General features: G+C 43.2%; 16 protein-coding genes. 3 read left to right on the top strand and 13 right to left on the bottom strand.

Annotation, left to right across the window (positions count from 1 at the left end):
* Positions 1–2: 2 nt before the first annotated feature.
* The gene (locus tag JMY02_RS02775; protein WP_201594965.1) at positions 3–1,394 is read left to right on the top strand and encodes a peptidylprolyl isomerase; all 1,392 of its coding nucleotides are present in this window, start codon (positions 3–5) and stop codon (positions 1,392–1,394) included.
* 442 nt (positions 1,395–1,836) lie between these two features.
* Here the strand turns inward: JMY02_RS02775 and JMY02_RS02770 are convergent, their stop codons facing one another.
* The gene (locus tag JMY02_RS02770; protein WP_201594963.1) at positions 1,837–2,967 is read right to left on the bottom strand and encodes an endonuclease/exonuclease/phosphatase family protein; all 1,131 of its coding nucleotides are present in this window, start codon (positions 2,965–2,967) and stop codon (positions 1,837–1,839) included.
* 429 nt (positions 2,968–3,396) lie between these two features.
* Here JMY02_RS02770 and asd point away from each other — a divergent pair, with 429 nt between their 5' ends.
* Positions 3,397–4,521: an aspartate-semialdehyde dehydrogenase gene (gene asd / locus JMY02_RS02765; RefSeq protein WP_265087945.1), complete on the top strand. Its 1,125-nt coding sequence runs from the start codon at positions 3,397–3,399 to the stop codon at positions 4,519–4,521.
* A 70-nt stretch (positions 4,522–4,591) separates the two neighbouring features.
* On the opposite strand, the gene JMY02_RS02760 is transcribed toward asd, so the two are convergent.
* Entirely contained in the window at positions 4,592–5,185 is a 594-nt protein-coding gene (locus JMY02_RS02760; protein WP_265087944.1) for an SOUL family heme-binding protein, read from the bottom strand.
* A gap of 424 nt (positions 5,186–5,609) precedes the next feature.
* Here JMY02_RS02760 and tgt point away from each other — a divergent pair, with 424 nt between their 5' ends.
* A complete protein-coding gene (gene tgt, locus JMY02_RS02755; protein ID WP_201594957.1) occupies positions 5,610–6,761 on the top strand; it encodes a tRNA guanosine(34) transglycosylase Tgt in 1,152 nt (383 codons plus the stop codon).
* Positions 6,762–6,877: 116 nt separating this feature from the next.
* Here the strand turns inward: tgt and JMY02_RS02750 are convergent, their stop codons facing one another.
* The 11 genes from JMY02_RS02750 to frr form a co-directional block, all read right to left on the bottom strand.
* A complete protein-coding gene (locus tag JMY02_RS02750; RefSeq protein WP_201594955.1) occupies positions 6,878–7,012 on the bottom strand; it encodes a methionine/alanine import family NSS transporter small subunit in 135 nt (44 codons plus the stop codon).
* Between the two features lie 29 nt (positions 7,013–7,041).
* On the bottom strand, positions 7,042–8,559 hold the full coding sequence (locus JMY02_RS02745) for a sodium-dependent transporter (protein ID WP_201594953.1): 1,518 nt from the start codon (positions 8,557–8,559) through the stop codon (positions 7,042–7,044).
* A gap of 293 nt (positions 8,560–8,852) precedes the next feature.
* Positions 8,853–9,632: an acyl-ACP--UDP-N-acetylglucosamine O-acyltransferase gene (lpxA, locus tag JMY02_RS02740; RefSeq protein ID WP_201594951.1), complete on the bottom strand. Its 780-nt coding sequence runs from the start codon at positions 9,630–9,632 to the stop codon at positions 8,853–8,855.
* 179 nt (positions 9,633–9,811) lie between these two features.
* A complete protein-coding gene (fabZ, locus tag JMY02_RS02735; RefSeq protein ID WP_227678387.1) occupies positions 9,812–10,321 on the bottom strand; it encodes a 3-hydroxyacyl-ACP dehydratase FabZ in 510 nt (169 codons plus the stop codon).
* Between the two features lie 61 nt (positions 10,322–10,382).
* Positions 10,383–11,399, bottom strand: a complete 1,017-nt coding sequence (gene lpxD / locus JMY02_RS02730; protein ID WP_201594949.1) for a UDP-3-O-(3-hydroxymyristoyl)glucosamine N-acyltransferase — start codon at positions 11,397–11,399, stop codon at positions 10,383–10,385.
* Positions 11,400–11,551: 152 nt separating this feature from the next.
* Positions 11,552–13,972, bottom strand: a complete 2,421-nt coding sequence (bamA, locus tag JMY02_RS02725; RefSeq protein WP_201594947.1) for an outer membrane protein assembly factor BamA — start codon at positions 13,970–13,972, stop codon at positions 11,552–11,554.
* Between the two features lie 263 nt (positions 13,973–14,235).
* Positions 14,236–15,612: an RIP metalloprotease RseP gene (gene rseP, locus JMY02_RS02720; protein WP_201594945.1), complete on the bottom strand. Its 1,377-nt coding sequence runs from the start codon at positions 15,610–15,612 to the stop codon at positions 14,236–14,238.
* A 33-nt stretch (positions 15,613–15,645) separates the two neighbouring features.
* On the bottom strand, positions 15,646–16,848 hold the full coding sequence (gene dxr / locus JMY02_RS02715) for a 1-deoxy-D-xylulose-5-phosphate reductoisomerase (protein WP_201594943.1): 1,203 nt from the start codon (positions 16,846–16,848) through the stop codon (positions 15,646–15,648).
* Positions 16,849–17,029: 181 nt separating this feature from the next.
* Positions 17,030–17,839, bottom strand: coding sequence for a phosphatidate cytidylyltransferase (locus JMY02_RS02710; protein ID WP_201594941.1), 810 nt, complete (start codon positions 17,837–17,839; stop codon positions 17,030–17,032).
* A 222-nt stretch (positions 17,840–18,061) separates the two neighbouring features.
* A complete protein-coding gene (gene uppS / locus JMY02_RS02705) occupies positions 18,062–18,820 on the bottom strand; it encodes a polyprenyl diphosphate synthase (protein ID WP_406947717.1) in 759 nt (252 codons plus the stop codon).
* 340 nt (positions 18,821–19,160) lie between these two features.
* Positions 19,161–19,715: a ribosome recycling factor gene (gene frr, locus JMY02_RS02700; protein WP_201594939.1), complete on the bottom strand. Its 555-nt coding sequence runs from the start codon at positions 19,713–19,715 to the stop codon at positions 19,161–19,163.
* Between the last annotated feature and the right edge of the window lie 72 nt (positions 19,716–19,787).

Raw genomic sequence — 19,787 nt, 5'->3', positions numbered from 1 at the left:
TCATGAGATTTTTTTCTTTACGCCAGATTAGCCGAGCTGTACTGCTGTCTACGAGTGCCAGTGTTGCGCTTACATTGAGCGCCCAAGCTGCCACTGTTAATGCAGCAGCACAAGCAACGCCTTCTGCTGCACAAAGCAGCGTCAATCGTTTGACACCAGCCAATAGCACAGATGGTATTATTGCCTTGGTCAATGAAAACGCGATTTTGAAAAGCGAATTGGTCGCTGCTATCACGCAAACTCAAGCACGCGCAAAAGCTGCTGGCGAGCCTATAGCTAACTCAGCTCAATTACAATCTGAAGTCTTAAATGCACTTATCCTCCGTGAGCTACAGCTCTCCATGGTCAAACGTGTCGGTCTGAACCCTGACGAGGCAGCCATTAATCAGCGCCTTGGTCAAATCGCACAGGCAGAAGGACTTAGTAGCATCTCAGCATTACAGCAACGGCTTGACGCAGCACAACCTGGCAGCTATGCTGCTCTTCGCGCGCAATTGATCGAAGATGCTGCCATCCAAGCGCTACAACAACGCCAAATCACCAATCGGGTACGTATTAGTGAGCAGGATATTGATGCGTTTTTGGCCTCGCCTGAAGCCAAACGCCTAAACCAAAGTGAATATCAAACAATTCACGTGCGAGTTCCTTACATCGATGACTACAGCCGTCTGTCAGAAGCTCAACGTGCAGAAGCGCTGAAGGTAGCACAAGCGTTGCGTACTCGTCTACTTGTACCCAATGTCGATGTTGCTGAAGCCGTTGCTGCCAGTCAAGGCAACTATCCTATTCCACTACAAGGTGGCGACATGGGCTTTCATCAAGCGGCATCCCTACCTACAGAGCTGTCAAGTGAGATTACCAAGCTTGAGGTCGGCGCTGTCAGCGCACCGTTAGTAACCCCTGAAGGCATTGACATCATTAAGCTGGCTAATAAAAACTCCAGTGACACCGTATTGATACCGCAGTGGAATACTCGTCATATATTAATTAAGGTCGATGAACTGCAGACAGATGCACTTGCTGAGCAAAAGATCAATGACTTGTATGAGCAGCTACGTAGTGGCGCTGATTTTGCTGGTTTAGCATCAACTTATTCAGATGATCCAGGCTCCGCAGGTCGTGGTGGTGATCTTGATTGGGTCAGTGAAGACGATATGATCGGGCCGTTTGAAGCCGTTATGAAAAATACCGCGGTCGGTGATTATTCTGCTCCTTTTAAAACACAGTTTGGCTGGCATATCCTAAAAGTCGATGGCAAACGTCAGCAAGATGTGAGCGACCAATATCGTCGTAATATGGCGCGTCAAGCACTATATCAACGTCTAGCACCGCAAGCCAGAGAAGACTGGCTACAAGAGCTACGAGCAGGCGCTTATATCCAAGTGCTGGGTTAGTCTATTTCTGCACGTTATATTTGATCAAAAAAAGGATATCTGTTGATGCAGGTATCCTTTTTTATTTAGCTTAGGCATTTATCCACAAAGAAAAGCCCCGAACCTAGGGCGATTGGTTCGGGGCTATGGGGCTTCATATTGTTATTATTATTTCTTCCATGTTGACTCATCCTAAGTCATAAACAGTAACCTATAAAACAGCGGGCTGACCTGAATTTTATGATACTGTCTCAACACTGCATCCTTGCATGTCCTTGTGTTGATGGATGTATTATAGGTCAATCAGTTTCAGTCGACTAGAGGCCAAAGACCTTATTTAACGTAAGCATATGCTTACGTCCTAATCCCTAATCTTACTACATTATAATATAGTCGATACTGAATAAAGTGAATGCAGGATATGATGGCACAGGACGCGGATAGAAGGTAAGATTGCACTCTGTTAACACACACTTCTACGCTCTTCTGCATGCTCCTGTGAAACTTTTTCTCCTTCTTGTTTACCTTCTTCTATTTTCTTATCTGTTTCTTTGATATCTTCTGCTTCTGCCTTCGGTGCGTTTTGCTCTTGTTGACTGGTTTCTTCTGGCTCATATTGCAAAGTTGTCATGACAGGAAAATGATCGGAGCCGACTGAAGGCATACGCTGAATATCAACCACGGTAAAGCAGGCACTGTGAAAAATATGATCCAAAGCCCAGCGCAAAAATGGATAATCGACATGGAACGTATTGATAAAGTGCCGACCAATACGGGGATCCAATAATCCCGATATTCGTTGAAAACGTCTGGTCGTTTTTGACCATGCCACATCATTGAGATCACCTGCCAATATGGCTGTTTGCTCATTTTCTTTAATATGTTTGCCAACCGTCAGTAGCTCGGCATCGCGAGTGGTCGATTTGTCTGCTTCCGTTGGGCTTGGTGGCATAGGGTGCAGACAATACAACCAAATCACGCGACCACCTTGTAGACGCAGCTGTGTGTGAATAGAAGGTATGTCGTCAATCATTAAGTATTTAACTTCAGGGTCAATCAGTTCAAGCTTAGAATATAAATGCATACCATACAAATTATCCAGCGGTACTTTTACCGTATAAGGATAATCAGTCTCAATTTGATTGAGGGCTTTTTCCCATTTTTGATCACTTTCTAGGGTAATTAAAATATCAGGCTGTCTGTGCTTGACCAAATCAATCAGTTTGTGAGTGTCATCATTGGGCGTTAAGACATTTGAGACCATGATCTTAAGCTCGTGCGCTTGTCCTTCTAGCAAATCTTTTGCCTGTTGTACTTCTTTTTTCCATAGCTTGGTATAAGGCAACACCATTCTCAGTTGAAACGCTAACGTGATACTTAATGCCGCAAATAACAGCCATTGACCTAGCTGCCACTCTGACCAAAACGCCAACATGCCAATCCAAGCAATGACGCCCAGTACCATTATCTGAATACGTGGAAACTCAACACCACGTACCCACCAATTATCAAGTGGCAACCAGCCCCAAATTGTCACAAATGTGATGAACCCTGCTAGCCACTGCACGCTGGCATATAATAGTGAAAGATCCATAATATGTATTAACCGTTTATTAAAATGAGGACTGCATTAATGATACTGATCATCCATACAATAACAAAGATCTGCATAACGTTGACTAAATTGCCATAAGTACTTACTTTAGCATTTCGTAAGATTATCGCCTAATAGTGAGACTTAATTATGTGACGACTGCCATAAAACGTTACAATTTTATGCCACTCCGGATGGCAAACATAGCACGTCAAGCAGCTTGCTTTTATTACCTACCATAAAGCACTCAAACAAAAGTAAGTATCGACGTTATAATAATAACTTAAAGTTATAATAAACACAGGTAATAGTGTCTAAAAAACGTCTAAAAATTGCCAAAACGCCTTGCTTTTTGTAGCCATTCACGGCATTGTTATCGGCTGGCAATGCAATAAATAATGGTAACTAGGATTAAACTTCATGAGTAATTTGACAGTAGGTTTGGTAGGTTGGCGCGGTATGGTCGGGTCAGTATTGATACAACGTATGACTGAAGAAAAAGACTTTGACGGTATTACGCCTGTGTTTTTTTCGACCAGCAATGCAGGTGGTGATGCACCAAGTTTTGATGGTATTAAAACCAGCCAATTAAAAGACGCTCATGATATTGACACATTAGCAACCTGTGATGTAATCATTACCTGCCAAGGTGGCGACTATACGTCAAAAGTGCATCAGCCGTTACGTGATAGTGGCTGGACAGGCTATTGGATTGATGCAGCCAGTACATTAAGAATGGAAAACGACAGCATCATTATTCTTGATCCAGTCAACCGTGCTGTCATTGATAGCGCCCTAGCTAATGGTCAAAAAGACTTTATTGGTGGTAATTGTACGGTATCACTCATGCTAATGGCGATTGGCGAGCTGTTCAATAAAGGCTGGGTAGAATGGGTCAGTGCGATGACCTATCAAGCAGCAAGTGGCTCTGGCGCAAACAATATGCGCGAGCTAATCAACGGCATGGGTGTCTTGCATGACGCTGTTAAAGACGAGTTGGCTAACCCTGCTAGCGCTATTTTAGATATCGACAAAAAAATTGCTCAGACTCAACGTTCAGATGACTTTCCTACACAGTATTTCGGCGTGCCTTTGGCTGGTAGCTTGATTCCTTATATCGACGCCCAGCTAGAAAACAAGCAGTCACGTGAAGAGTGGAAAGGCGGTGTTGAAACCAATAAAATCCTTGGTAATTCTGAAGCCAATAATGTGCCAATTGATGGCATGTGTGTCCGCATTGGGGCGATGCGCTGCCATGCTCAAGGTCTGACCATCAAACTCAAAAAAGATATCCCATTAGAAGAGATTGAAGCCGCTCTTAAAAACAGCGGTAACGAATGGTTAGATTTGGTCGAAGACGATAAAGAAGCCACCATCAACCGCTTAACGCCAGTGGCAGTAACGGGTACGCTAACGGTCGCATTAGGTCGTTTACGTAAACTGAATATGGGGCCTGAATATCTAGGTGCATTTACCGTTGGTGACCAACTATTATGGGGTGCCGCTGAACCCTTACGCCGTATGCTCAATATCATCCGTGAACAAAAAAACTGAATCAAAGTTTTTTAAGATTTAATACAAAAGACTGAGTTAAAAAGACAGCGATTGCTGTCTTTTTTTTGCTCTATTTTTGCTGATAAGCAATCATCACTTCGTTGCGACGCATAAAGGGTAGCGTCCACGGTGGATTATAGCGTGCCAACTCAGGTGTACCCGTAACCGTTAAATTACGCTCTTGCATCCAAGCCTGTAATTGCTCCGTTTTTTCTGTGACTTTTTGGCTGCCTGCCAATCCTGAAAATTTGATAACCCCGTAATTTTGCGCAGGCACTTCCACGATCTCAACATTTGGGTTGTTTGGTTTGGGCAGCGTTTGCATTGTATAGCGACTCGGCATAGTAAACTGTACGCGCCATTGACCATCATTTTGTTGCATACTTACTGGTGCCGTCATCGCAATTTTTTGAGAGTCATTACTGTCTTTTTTGGTGTCAGGTTGCATCGTAACGGGTGCTGTCATCGCAATCTTACTACCGCCCCCACTGGGCGCTGTATTATTACCGAAAATATAGTCTGCTAGAATTTTAAATCCTTCGCGACTGGCGTCATTTTGGTCGCCTGTCACCCAAGTCTGTGCAACAACCTGCCTATCGTAATGACGCAATTCAAATTCGGCTGCTTGCGCCAAAACGGTGTAATTCGGCTCTTCAGTGGCCATAGCTGCTCCTGATATGAATATTAAACTACCCAATAATAAATAGCTTGTTTTGCTCATAGATTGTCTCCAGCGTCCAAAAGCAAGGTTTAAGGATTGACCACACTTCACGCACTACTTTTTCACTTTACCAATAACTCAATGACGTTGTCTGTGTCTTTTGGTGTTTTGATCGGTTCTAAGTAAACAAAATGCTTTCATCGTAGCCTACTATTGGAATGATTTTATACTTGCTGTTTACAAGCATGGCAGAGGCTGCAAAGCATTCATCCGAGTGGCACTGTAGCCTTTTTAAATTGGCTCGACTATATCCATAGCCCGACCGAATCAAATGGTTATATCCATGACACCTGAACATACATATCCAAAAAACAGCGAACAATGCTATAATTAGCGCCATTTTCATAGCTTAAATAGCGGTTATCATATGCAATTTGTCTTACATAAAACAGCCAGTGGCGAAACGCGTGCACGCCGTGGCACGGTTCATCTCAATCATGGCGACGTACAAACACCTGCGTTTATGCCTGTCGGTACTTACGGTACTGTCAAAGGTATGCTGCCACGTGATATCGAAGCCATCGGTGCAGATATTATTTTAGGCAATACCTTTCATTTATGGCTGCGTCCCGGCACAGAGGTTATCGATAAATTTGGTGGCCTACACAAGTTTATGCATTGGAACAAACCTATCTTAACCGACTCAGGTGGTTTTCAAGTATTCAGTCTAGGCGCTATGCGTAAAATCACTGAAGAAGGCGTTGACTTCAAATCTCCTATTGATGGTGCCAAGGTTTTTCTATCTCCAGAAAAATCTATGCAGATTCAATACAGCTTAAATTCCGACATTGTCATGCAGTTCGATGAGTGTACGCCTTATCCTGCGACTCATGATGAAGCCAAAAAGTCTTTAGAGCTGTCATTACGTTGGGGCCAGCGCTGCGTTGATGAGCATAACAAACTAGAAAGCACCAATGCTCTGTTTGGTATTATTCAAGGCAGTATGTACGCTGATTTGCGTCAACAATCACTCGATGGTTTGCTCAAGATTGGCTTTGATGGTTATGCCATCGGCGGCTTATCCGTTGGCGAACCAAAAGATGAGATGATGGATGTCTTAGATTATATGCCAAATGCGATGCCAGCAGACAAACCGCGCTATTTGATGGGTGTGGGCAAGCCTGAAGATATCGTCGAAGCAGTACGCCGCGGTGTGGATATGTTTGATTGTGTGATGCCAACTCGTAATGCGCGCAACGGTCATTATTTCGTCACAGGCGATACGGACAATGCGGGCGTGGTACGTATCCGCAATAGCCAATATCGCAATGATGACGGCCCACTAGACCCAGAATGTGATTGCTATACGTGTCAGAACTTTAGCCGTGCTTATCTATATCATCTGAATAAATGCAAGGAGATGCTAGGTGCTCAATTGGCAACTATCCATAATTTGCGCTACTACCAACGTTTGATGCAAGGCATTAGAGATGCGATTGAGCAAGATAACTTTGACGAGTTTGTAAGCGATTTTTATAGTAAACGCGGACAAACCGTTCCTGAGCTTAATTTGCGTTAATCTAACGATGGCTTAATAACAATTTTATTAAGTCTATTGAAACCTAAAAATGCCAGTCAGTAAAAACTGACTGGCATTTTTTTGTGATATTTCGAATCTTTAAAATTTCAAAGATTTTAGTAAATGTGATCGTCTGGCAATTGATCCATTGCAATATCAGGATGTTTTCTCAGGTGCAGAATTGAAGCAATTAAACCACCCCATATAAGCAGCATTGAAATAATCATAAAAATAATCGCTGAAGTACTCATAATAAATTCCTATTAAAATTTCGATCTGGTTAGAGGCTATCATCAATCAAGCGAGATTTATCATCCTCATCATCATGTCGACCTCTAATACGAGTGAGGATAAACGCTCCTAATCCGAAGAATACGACAACGCCCCAACCAAATAACAATAAGATAGAGGTCGAGTAACCTTCATATGGCTCTTGAACCAAATTGATAAGCTTTAGACCCAAAGCAATAGTCAATACCGTTGGCGTGATAACTGTTAGCATAAATATCCAAGCGCCGCCTAGTTTGACACTAGAAATACGATTGATATGGTCAAGTAAGCCTGGGATTTTTTGACGGTTAAACCATGTGACGCAAACAATTGACATCAAACCACCAGCTACGATACCAATATTATTAGCGAAATGATCGATCACATCAACCAGTACGAGTGAGCTACCAGTAGAGAAGGCAACAATAGATATAGCAGCACAGACTCCACCAATCACAGCAACTGCCTTTTTGCGTGACCAATCAAACTTGTCTTGGAAAGCAGAAATAGGTACTTCAAGAATACTGATTAACGAGCTAATACCAGCAACCACTAAAGAACCGAAAAATAAGAAACCAACGAAATCTCCACTGGCTCCCATCGTAGAGATGATTTTAGGGAAGACAAAGAACGCCAAGCCAACACCACCACTAGCGACTTCTGCGACATCTTGACCTGTCGACATTGCCATAAAACCAATCGCAGCAAAGATACCGATACCAGCAATAAGCTCAAAAGAAGAGTTAGCAAAACCTACCACTAAGCCTGCGCCAGTTAGGTTGGTATTCTTTTTGAGGTATGAGGCATAAGTTACCATGATACCAAAACCCACTGATAGTGAGAAAAACACATGGCCATAGGCAGCAAGCCAAACGTTAGGATCTTTCATTTTCTCCCAATTTGGCTCAAAAAAAGCATTTAAGCCAATTGCAGCGCCAGGTAAGCTAAGTGCTTTGAACACCATGATACCGAACAATACAATTAACAGTGGAATACAGATTTTATTGGCAAGCTCAACACCTTTACGGATACCGCCAAACATAATCAATATGGCCAATGCCCAAACAATAATGAGACCAGTAAACATCTGTGGTACAAATACTGAGGTCAATTCTCCTGTATGTTTTACAAAGTCGCTGACGAAGAAGGTTGTGGTATCCTCACCCCATTTTTGACCAAAAGAGAAAAACATATAGCTGCCCGCCCAAACAATAACGGCAGCATAGTAAATGGCAATTACGAAAGAGACGAGCGTCTGCCACCACCCTATAAACTGGGCATTTTTTACCATTTTTTTGTAGGCACGCGGTGGAGCTGACCGATATTTATGTCCGATAATATAATCTAGAAATAATAGCGGGATACCTGCAGTTAATAAAGCAATAAGATACGGCACCATAAATGCCCCACCACCATTATCATAAGCCACATATGGAAAACGCCATATGTTACCTAACCCGACAGCTGAACCGACAGCGGCTATAATAAATCCAGTTCTACTGGACCAATTTTCCCTTTGCTCTGCCATACGACACTCCTAAAATTCAATTATAATTCCCTTTAAGTTATCAAACTCGTCAAAAGACCAAGATAGATACTTAAAGAGACTACAAATTAGCGGTTGGTTAAAATAAGTTACTAGAATCTAACAGTACATGACTAGGAAGTTTCTGCTAAGCGACCAAAAAAGTCAAGCAGTTATAAACATAAAAAGCCATAACGATTGGTTATGGCTTTTTATGATTTTGTCTTTATTTGACGAGTGTTTGCCAAATAATACATCTATACGCTATATAATCTTAAGTAAATCTAATCAAATTTCTAGCGTACCACGCCTCGGCTGCTTTTCTGTAGTGAATCGATGAGCAGTTGAATTTTTGGCTCTTTTGGCAACAACTCATTATTCAAGATTTCAAGCGCTTGCGCAATCGTTAACCCAGATCTAAAAATCGTACGATAAGCCTGGCGTAACACATCAACCGTGTCTTTTGACCAATCTTTACGGCGCATTCCCTCGATATTGAGACCATGCGTTTTTGCTGGATTGCCCGATACCATAGTAAAGGCAGCCACATCTTTTAAAATCAAAGTGGCACCACCGATCAAACTATAATCATCGACACTACAAAATTGATGGATACCTGAGTTTCCACCAATGATGGTATGATTGCCAATATTCACATGACCTGCAACACCAACGTTGTTGGCCAATACGTTATGATCACCAATCACACAATCATGAGCCACATGAGTATTAACCATTAGTAGATTATAGCTACCAATTTTAGTCAGTTCACTGTCTTGTGTTGTACCACGGTGTAAGCTGCACGCCTCACGAATAGTATTGTGATCACCGATTTCAAGCCACGTGCGTTCACCAGCATACTTCAAATCCTGTGGATCTTCGCCAATACTTGCGAACTGATAGAACTGATTGTGTTGACCGATACGAGTCAACTTGGCCACGACCACATGCCGATGCAACACCGTATGTGCGCCAATTGAGACCTCATCACCGACGATACAATATGGGCCAATGATGGCAGTCTCATCAATCTGAGCGGACGGTGAGATGAGTGCTGTTGGATGTATCTGACTCATAATGTAGGCCTTTGTATCATCTGATGCGAATAAATGGTAAAACAAATACAGCCAATTTAACCTTATTAGATAAAATAAGAGTAACTCTGCTGTTAAACATGATTATTGATTGCAATTTTTGCTGCCCATTTGAATAGAATGCTTTGGTCAATGATGGGCATAATAGCAACAAATAAATACTACTGCTCTTGACGGGCAATCATTATCTGGGCACTGGCAGCAAGCTCATCTTCGACATGTACCGTACAATCAAACTTATAAATACCATGCTTTTGCATGACTGTTTTGGCTCGAATAATCAGCTGATCACCAGGAATAACTCGGCGCTTAAAACGAACCTTATCAACACCTGCAAACAGATATAGATAGCCGTCTTCTGCCGTTAATCCTGCGCTAATAAACCCGAGCACGCCTGATACTTGTGCCATCGACTCTACCATCAATACGCCTGGCATAATCGGCTCATCAGGAAAGTGCCCATTAAAAAACTCTTCATTAATAGTCACATTCTTAATACCGGTAATACATTCTCCGGGCGTGCAAGCAATGATCTTATCTACCAGCAAAAAAGGATAGCGGTGTGGCAAGTAATGCTTGAGGGTATGATAAGTTAATGGCAGCGTGAGACCTTGCTCAGCCAAGCTTTTAACATCTTTATCAGTTGGGGTATCTATATCGTTACTGCTCATAATGGTACTTCCTTGCTATGTTTTTAATCTTTATGGCTTATTTTGTTTGTATTTGCGCCAATCAATCCCGACCAAGCTGACGAAAACGTACCGCAGCACGTCGCCAGTTAGCAGTTGGCATGGCCGCCGTTCCAGAAGAATACGAACCAGCCGTTTTGATGGATTTGGTTACCATTGTCATTCCAGATAAAGTGACATCATCGGTGATTTCGATGTGACCTGTAATACCGACAGCGCCCCCAATGATACAACGCTTGCCTATACTGGTACTACCAGCAATGGCTGTTTGGGCAGCGATGGCAGTACCATCACCGATACGCACGTTGTGGGCAATTTGTACTAAATTATCAATGATAACATGATTGCCGATGACCGTATCATCGATGGCACCGCGGTCTATACAGGTTTGGCTACCAATGCGCACATGATCGCCAATCACTACTCGTCCTAGCTGAGCAATGCGCTCCCAGCCAGTGGTACTAGGATCTCTGGTTGGGGCAAAACCAAAGCCTTCTGCGCCAACACTCACACCAGCATGTAACCTCACATGGCTACCAATGACACTATTATGGCCAATAACGACTTGGGATTTAATCACACAATCATGGCCGATATCAGTATTTGCTTCAACCACCACATGAGCATAAAGTGAGCTGCGTGCACCAATTTGCACATGATCGCCAATCACACAAAAAGGACCAATATAAACCTGATCGCCAATAACTGCACTATCGGCAATCACAGCGCTAGGATGAATACCATTAAGCCCTGAATCCTGAGCAAAAATCTGACTGGCACTGGCATAAGCCAAATATGGACTTGCCACTACCAGTGCGACAGCTGTTTTTGGAACTTGATCCCGATACTCTTCGGTAATCAACACTGCTCCTGCCTGACTACGCGATAAACTAGAAATATAGTGAGGATCCGCTAAAAAGCTCAATTGCTTATTATCAGCAGTAGTTAAACTGCCAATACTGCTGAACTCGTGACACAACTGCTCCGCATCGATTTCGGCCTTATTGATAATAGGCTGACGCTGTTCAATTCGAGTGATAAGTTGCTCAATCGTTATCATAGTTGCTATTAGTATTATTATAAATATTATTATGAATAAGACGGTCGCCAAGCTAAAAACTCACTTGGCGACCTACTGATATTGCACTAACGCTTCGTTCATTTAAATAACTTTGTCTCGTTGATGAGAGGAACCAGAACAATTATATTAAATTAGAACGTATTACCAATTTGGAACTGTACTTTTTCCGTCTCATCGCCTTCTTTATCACCAATAGGCATCGCATAACTGAGTGAGATCGGGCCAATGGGCGTATACCAAGTCACACCGGCACCAGCACTAAAGCGCATCTTATTGTCTTGCGTCAATAATGGCACATCCGTATCAACACCTGTACTAGGATTAATGAAAGTGCGATCTTCTTTATCAGTGGTATCAAATACCTGACCACCTTCAGCAAATAACACGGGACGTACTTGATCTGCCCAATCACCCTTAAAAGGCATTGGTAAAATCAACTCACTACCGAAACTGACCAACGCATTACCCCCAACTTCTTCTGAGGAAAATGTTTGATTAGCGGAGTCATTGACTGCATCAAAATAGGCTTGTGATTTTGGTCCAAGCGTTGACGCTTCATAGCCACGCACTGAGCCATAACCACCCGCATAAAAGTTTTCATAGAATGGCAAATCATTACCATAACCAAGTCTAGTATAACCGCGCGCTACCCAGTCTTTGTAAAATGGATAATAGACATTACCCTGATAAATGAGTTTCTGATAATTCGTATCACCTAGACCAATGGTCGCATCAACCTTATGGCTCATCCCTTTAGTCGGGAACACAGGACGATCTAAGGTGCTGTAATCCCAGCCAAACAGTAAATTGTAAGTTTGATAGTCATTTTTGAAGCCAGTACGACCTTCAAAATCGCCTGTGAAGTCTTCAAACGTACCACCGTCATCAATAATTTGCTGTACGTTTGATACACCGAGGAAACGACCGCCACGTACTGAGGTATTATCGACGTTTAGACCAGCGCTAACACGCTTGGTTTCATCAACAGGATAGCTGTAATTCAGCGTGGCACCATAAGCATCCGTAACATAGTTACTCACGTTTCTATCATCGTACTTGGTTTCACGATAATAAGCGCTCAAACCTTGCGATACTCCATTTTCAGTAAAGTAGGGATCGGTATATCCTAAGCTATACGAGTCACGTGTCTCTGATCGGGACAATGCCGCTTTGACGCGGTTACCCGTACCCATAAAGTTGTTTTGGGTTAAATCTAATTGGAAGGTGACACCGCCACTTTGCGAATAGCCTGCAGCAATCGTTGAGCTACCAGAAGGCTGCTCTACAACGGTATAGCTAACATCTACTTGATCTGGCTGGTTAGGTACTGGCTTCACATCGACATTGACGGCCTTAAAAAATCCTGTACGCATCAATCGTGTGCGTGACAACTGAATTTTTTCACTAGACGCAAGCGAGCCTTCTAGTTGACGCATCTCACGGCGCAGTACTTCGTCTTGAGTTTTGATATTACCCGTAAAGTTGATACGGCGAACATAAATAGGACGGGCAGGGTCGATAAAATAGTCAACTTCAACCACTTTGGTTTCATCATTGATACGTGGTACAGGTCTGACCTGCGCTAAATAATAACCTTCATTGCCATAACGGCTTTTAAGCGCTGCAGTCGTCTCATCTAGCTTGGCTTGCGAGTATTTTTCATTCGGGGCAAAAGTGACCAGCTCTTTTAGCTCATTGGTGTCAAAAGTCGGCTTACCTAAGAAATTCACTTCACCAAATTGATATTGCTCGCCTTCGGTGAGACTTACTTCGATAAAGACGCTGCTTTTATCTTCACTGATATTAAGTACGGCATTGTCTACGGCAAAACGCACATAGCCATCATTTTGGTATAGTGCTTTTAGGTTTTCCAAACTGGCAGCCAGCTTTTCTTTGGCATAACGATCAGATTTAGACAGCAGGCGTGTCCAAGAAGATTCTTTGACAGCAAAAATGTCTTTGATTTCTTCATCGCTAAAGTGAGTGTTACCAATCACATTGATATCCACGACTTTGGCAGGCTTGCCTTCAATAAAGCGCACGTCAAGCTTGACACGGTTGCCATCTAGCAGCGTTTGGTTAACCTCAATATTACTGTTGTAATAACCTTGGCTAATGTACTGCTGCTGTAGCTCATTGGCGACGCCCTGTAATGTGGCCTGCTTCAATACATTACCAACAGACAGACCCGCGTTACCTAATCCTTGCTCAAGCCCTTCTTTTGGGATGAGTTTATTGCCTTCAAAATTTACCTCAGCGATGGTTGGGCGTTCAACGACATCAAATCGTAACTGACCACCTTCGACACGGCTTTGAATATCGGCGAAGTTTTCGGTCGCATATAGCGCCTTAATACTGGCCGCCAAACTACTGTCATTAACCGTATCCCCTACCGAAATAGGTAGAACCGGATAGAGGCTATCGGGGGTTAGGCGTTGTAGACCATTGAAACCGATGTCAGTTACTACAAATTCTGCAGCCTGTACAGGCATACTCATCATCGCTACAACTAACGGCAACCCTGCCGCGCTCATAAATAAAGGCGTACGCATAAACACTATCCGTCAATAAAAAACTTGCTTAAGTTAAGTTAAAAAGCCCGTATTGTCCAGCCCATTTCACATGGAATCTTAAATTCACGCACGGCAGACTCAGAACACTTTATATAAAATGCATCACAAAATAAACTAAAAATTACGATTAGTACAGAGTTCTTGACACAAAACACCTTGCCTACTCTGTCAACAATCAGTGCCCAATAACCACAGAACCATTAGTATATCGCGCCTTGTCAATCATATCGACCAGCCCTCCATCAAAACAGACGACTAATATCATTACCAATTGCTAACACCATGAAACCTGCCAGCAAGAGTAAACCAATATTTAGACCCACCATTTGCACCCCTTCTGAGAGTGGCTTGCCTCGAATCAGCTCAATAAGATGATAAACGATGTGACCCCCATCTAATACCGGAATAGGCAAAAGATTTAGGACAGCGAGACTCAGACTGATCAAAGCCGCTGTAGACAATACCATCTGCCAGCTAATATCGAAGCTTTGTTTGGCAACTTTGGCGATGGTAATCGGCCCTGATAAATTGTCCAAGCCTATCATACCTGACAGCATTTTACCCATGGAGCTTACCGTCATCACCGCTAACTGCTCGGTCTTTTCAAACGATTTAACCAGCGACTCACCCGGGCCATAGACCACTGTTGTTTTATATGCGTCAGGGATGACAATTTCAGACTGTGCCACCATAGCACCAATCTGCCCATAATCGTTACCTAAATTGTCTTTTTTACCTTGTGGCATGATCTGTAGCTGAACAGGCTTATCATCGCGCAACACCGTAAAATTAAGTAGAACTTCAGGGTTATCACGGATGATACGCGTGGCACTGATCCAGTCGCTGATTTCTTCGCCATTGATAGCAGTAATGCGATCACCTTCTTTTAGACCTTGGCGACTGGCCGCGCCATCAGGCGTCAAATCACCCACTATTGGCGCAATTTGTGGCTGCCACGGTAGCATACCAAAGCTGGTCAACGCGTCTTTACCTTGTGCCGCGCCTTGCATAAATTGCTGTACTGGTGCTTGATAGGTTTTGGTCAAGTTTTCACTTTGTCCATCCGACTGCATGGTAATACTGACAGTATCTGTCTCCCCCATACGTCCAGCAAGACGATAGTTGATACCTTCCCACGTCTCTACTTTATGACCATCAATCGCAACGATTTTATCACCAACTGGCAACTGCGCCATTGCAGCTGGCGTATCAGGTAACACTTGCCCAATTTTAGTCGCCAGCTGCTCTGATGGGGTCATAAACAATACCCAAAATAGCGCAATAGCAATGACAAAATTCATGATAGGACCGGCCGCGACAATCGCAATTTTTTTGAGCGGATGCTGATGATTAAAGGCTAAATGCCGCTCGTTTTCTGCCACATTCCCTTCACGCTCATCGAGCATTTTGACATAGCCACCAAGCGGCAGTGCTGAAATACGATAGTCAATGCCGCTTTTTTTGCTGGTCCAACCAAAAAGCTTGGGACCAAAACCAATAGAGTAAGTCAACACTTTAACGCCGCAGAGTCTCGCCACGATATAATGACCCCACTCGTGTAGGGCAATGAGCGGACCTAAGACAAATATTGCCGCAAGGAGCGTTAACAAAAACGTCATGATCTTTTCTCGATTAAGTTACTCTTGATACAATTATGCCAGCTTTTTGACGAGCGTCTCGGTATGACAGCGTGCTATTTTATCAATTGCCAATATATCTTCTATATCAGCCCGCTCATTTAATAAAGGTACTTTTATCTCAGTCAGGGCTTGTTCACTGATATCCGCAATATCCGTTAGACGAATTTTTCCATCCAAAAACGCAGCGACTGCAATTTCATTAGAAGCGTTTAGCACAATAGTCGCCTGCGTACCTGCTTTCATCGCTTGACGAGCAAGACGTAGGCAGGCAAATTTTTGTAAATCAGGCTCAATAAACTCCAATCCACTGAGTGCATATAAATCTAAAGGCTGTGAACCGCTATCAATACGATTCGGGTAGCTAAGTGCATGGGCGATTGGAGTTTTCATATCTGGACTGCCCAACTGCGCTAAAAAACTGCCATCGCTATATTCTACCATCGAGTGGATAATGCTTTGTGGATGAATCACCACATTTATTTTATCTTCAGGCAAATCAAATAGATGACAGGCTTCTATCAACTCAAGACCTTTATTCATCATGGTGGCAGAGTCGACCGATATCTTTTGACCCATTGACCAATTTGGGTGTTTGACGGCTTCAGCGATACTTGCTTGCTGCATCTGCTCAAACGATTGCTGCAAAAAAGGACCACCAGATGCGGTCAACCATAGTCTACGTACACCGTGATCTGGCTGATGAATCTGGGTGTTGTCTTGTTGAATAGCCAGTGGCAGACACTGAAAAATAGCATTGTGCTCAGAGTCGAGCGGTAGCAAAGTCGCATTATGCGTTTTGACCGCACTAATCATCACTTGCCCTGCCATCACCAGCGCTTCTTTGTTGGCCAATAAAATACGTTTGCCTGCACGAGCGGCGGCTAAGGTCGACGGTAGACCTGCTGCGCCCACAATAGCAGCGACCACCGTATGGGTTTGCGAATCGGTGGCAATATCTACTAGCCCTGCCTCGCCCCCTACCACATCAATAGTAAGGCCAGCCGCCATGAGACGCTGGGCAAAATCATCGACCGCTGCCGTCGGTACGCTGACACGCTTAGGCAAAAACTGCTCACAGAGCGCAAATAACTTATCTAAACGGTGATAGCCTGACAAAGCGTAGACTTCATAATGGTGTGGTTGCGCTGCTAAAATAGCCAACGTACTATCGCCAATCGAGCCTGTCGCGCCTAATACGGCGATGCGTTGCGTCATAACAATCGGTGCCTATCAATAATACTGCGAAAAGTAAAATAAAAAACCAAGAAAACGTGGTAACTATTAAAGTAATGTATCTGTTTTATTTAGAATCGATTATATATAGCAGCAAAGTCAAACCCCTACTGACCTACAGTCAACCCACTATAAAGTTAGTAAGCACATTCATTTTTGAGATTTATATTACTATTAAACCTAGCTGCTGCATCACCCAAAAACCAAGCGCAAATATTGGTGTGGCAGACAATAGCGAATCAATACGATCAAGGACACCACCATGCCCAGGTAGAATCGTTCCTGAGTCTTTTACACGGGCGCGGCGCTTAAGCATTGACTCAAACAAGTCACCAAGTACGGACGCCAAAATCGTCAAAGCTGATAACGAGACAAATGCAACCAATGACACACCCGTTAATTGCAGCTTAAAGACGCTAATGGCGACAACAACCAGCAAACCAGTGACTAAACCACCAGCCAGCCCTTCTATACTCTTATTAGGTGAGACATTCGGTGCCATTTTGTGACGACCGAGCTTACGCCCAACAAAATAAGCCCCACTATCTGTACACCACACCAATAAGAACACATAAAACAACCACCATGCTGACAGTTGCCACAAGTAAAACATCGCGGTAATGCATGCAATCAATATCACAGCACCCATCAATGCCAACTTCTTGCCGTACCAATTGGTGTGAGTTGGAAAAGCTCTTACCCAAGACAGTGCCATCAACCATATTACTAATGAAGCGGCCCACCAAAACAGCCACGTTACTTTGAATATAAGTGATACCAATGTCAGTACCAAGACCAATAAGACAAACAGCGCAGGCTGCCGCCATTTTGGCATCAGCTTTGTCCATTCGTGAGCAGAAATTATGACGCCAATCGCTAGAAGCGGTGCAAATAAGATAGGGGTTTGGCTCGCAAACATTGCAATACCAACGATAATAACGAGAATAACTGCCGTCTTAATTCGTTGCCACATACTTATTGAACCTTATACTTATAATAATAAAAAATGCATGGTCAAAAAGTGCATTATAGCAGGTAATCTACAATCGCCTTCTAGGGCATTTCCTCATAGCAACTAACACTCATTAAAACGGTTTATTATTTCACAAACAAGCAGTATTAACTACTGATAGAATATTAGCTTTGTAGGATACTACGCAAACCCTTTAAACAGGTCTATTAAACAATCAATATCCTAACGAAATTGTTGCTCCGTCACGACCTGTTCACTGGTTTTGCCAAAGCGGCGTTGGCGCTGGGCAAACTCCGTTACCATCATTTCCAGCTCACTTGCGGCAAAATCCGGCCATAGTGTTTGGGTAAAGAACAGCTCTGCATAAGCGGCTTGCCACAATAAAAAATTAGAGAGTCGATACTCACCGCCCGTCCGTATCAACATATCTACTGCGGGCGCATCGGCCAGCTGAACGTACTCACCAAGCAGCTCAGTATTGACATCTTCAGCACGCAACTGACCTGCCTGTACTTGCTGTGCTAACTGTTTTGCGGCATGCGCAATGTCCCACTGCCCACCATAACTGATGGCGATCACTAGCGTCATGGCATCAAACGCCGCCGTTTTTGCTTCAGCATCTGCCATTAATGCTTGTAAATCAGCGCTAAGATGACTGCGATCACCGATAAAACGTAAGCGAATACGGTACTCATTCATGCGCGGCATTTGCTCATTGATAGTCAATGCCAACAGCTGCATCAATAACATTACTTCACTGGGTGGACGTTGCCAATTTTCACTAGAAAAAGCAAATACTGTCAATACCTCAATTCCTGTCTCGACACAATACTCGACAATAGGATCTAACGCCTCTTTGCCAGCCACATGCCCTTGGCCTTTGCCCAAATTATGGGCTTTGCCATAGCGGTTATTACCATCCATGATAATGGCAATATGGCGCGGAAGAATAGCAGAAGTCGAAGGGACTGACATAGACATAGGAAAACTTACTTATTGTTAAGGTAAAATAATAATAGCCTGTAATAGATCAGTTAAAAAGTATAGATCATATAATTCACAAACTTATCACAAATCAAGATTTTTATAGTTTGCGAAATATAGGCCATCAAATATCATTGATACCATTGCCGAAAATTTTAGTAGCAAGGAAAGAGAGTATCAGTACTATATCTAGCAGCACTGTGTTTATTTTATAGTAAATTCACTATATCGTACCAGTTGACATAATAATAAGCAGCCAATAGCGATAGCGCATTGGCTGCTTAACTGTAAAAAGAAGGCTCAACTGTTGTTGCTATAAATAACAACGCGCTAATGGTTAAACGTCCATCAAATCACTTTCTTTTTTACTCAGACGGCTATCAATAGTCTCAATATATTTGTCAGTAATTTTTTGAATGTCATCGCTAGCACGGCGCTCTTCATCTTCTGAGATTTCTTTTTCTTTTGCCAACTCTTTGATGTCATTCATCATATCACGGCGGATATTACGAATAGATACGCGGCTGCTCTCAGCTTCTCCGCGGGCAAGTTTTTGCATGTCGCGGCGTGTTTCTTCTGTCAAGGCTGGCATCGGCACACGAATCACGTCAGCTGTCATTGGGTTCAGACCTAAATCGGCTTCGCGAATGGCTTTATCGATCGCTTGCACCATGGTACGATCAAATGGCTGTACCAGTAGTGTACGCGAGTCTTCAACGTTCACACTAGCCACTTGGTTCAGCTGTGTCGGAGAGCCATAGTAGCTAACCATTACACCTGACAACATACCTGGGTGCGCACGACCCGTACGAACTTTACTAAAAGTACTCTCAAGCGCTTCCAAGGTTTTTTGCATGCGCGCTTCGCCGTCTTGCTTAATCTCTTTGATCATTATGTGTCCTTATTTATCGCTACCGACAAATCATTCATTATTGTTGGTTATAAAAAACTATTAAGGGATATA

The organism is Psychrobacter vallis, from assembly GCF_904846715.1.
Lineage (GTDB): Bacteria > Pseudomonadota > Gammaproteobacteria > Pseudomonadales > Moraxellaceae > Psychrobacter > Psychrobacter vallis.
The sequence above is the reverse complement of the archived record's forward strand: the minus strand, read 5'-3'. Positions and strand labels throughout refer to the sequence as shown.

Bases quoted from the DNA above. Each gene is read 5' to 3' on its own strand.
- bamA (WP_201594947.1), bottom strand. From the start codon at position 13,972: ATGCGTACGCCTTTATTTATGAGCGCGGCAGGGTTGCCGTTAGTTGTA.
- JMY02_RS02770 (WP_201594963.1), bottom strand. From the start codon at position 2,967: ATGGATCTTTCACTATTATATGCCAGCGTGCAGTGGCTAGCAGGGTTC.
- JMY02_RS02745 (WP_201594953.1), bottom strand. From the start codon at position 8,559: ATGGCAGAGCAAAGGGAAAATTGGTCCAGTAGAACTGGATTTATTATA.
- JMY02_RS02775 (WP_201594965.1), top strand. From the start codon at position 3: ATGAGATTTTTTTCTTTACGCCAGATTAGCCGAGCTGTACTGCTGTCT.
- tgt (WP_201594957.1), top strand. From the start codon at position 5,610: ATGCAATTTGTCTTACATAAAACAGCCAGTGGCGAAACGCGTGCACGC.
- JMY02_RS02760 (WP_265087944.1), bottom strand. From the start codon at position 5,185: ATGGCCACTGAAGAGCCGAATTACACCGTTTTGGCGCAAGCAGCCGAA.
- lpxA (WP_201594951.1), bottom strand. From the start codon at position 9,632: ATGAGTCAGATACATCCAACAGCACTCATCTCACCGTCCGCTCAGATT.
- dxr (WP_201594943.1), bottom strand. From the start codon at position 16,848: ATGACGCAACGCATCGCCGTATTAGGCGCGACAGGCTCGATTGGCGAT.
- lpxD (WP_201594949.1), bottom strand. From the start codon at position 11,399: ATGATAACGATTGAGCAACTTATCACTCGAATTGAACAGCGTCAGCCT.
- uppS (WP_406947717.1), bottom strand. From the start codon at position 18,820: ATGTCTATGTCAGTCCCTTCGACTTCTGCTATTCTTCCGCGCCATATT.
- frr (WP_201594939.1), bottom strand. From the start codon at position 19,715: ATGATCAAAGAGATTAAGCAAGACGGCGAAGCGCGCATGCAAAAAACC.
- fabZ (WP_227678387.1), bottom strand. From the start codon at position 10,321: ATGAGCAGTAACGATATAGATACCCCAACTGATAAAGATGTTAAAAGC.
- JMY02_RS02750 (WP_201594955.1), bottom strand. From the start codon at position 7,012: ATGAGTACTTCAGCGATTATTTTTATGATTATTTCAATGCTGCTTATA.
- JMY02_RS02710 (WP_201594941.1), bottom strand. From the start codon at position 17,839: ATGTGGCAACGAATTAAGACGGCAGTTATTCTCGTTATTATCGTTGGT.
- rseP (WP_201594945.1), bottom strand. From the start codon at position 15,612: ATGACGTTTTTGTTAACGCTCCTTGCGGCAATATTTGTCTTAGGTCCG.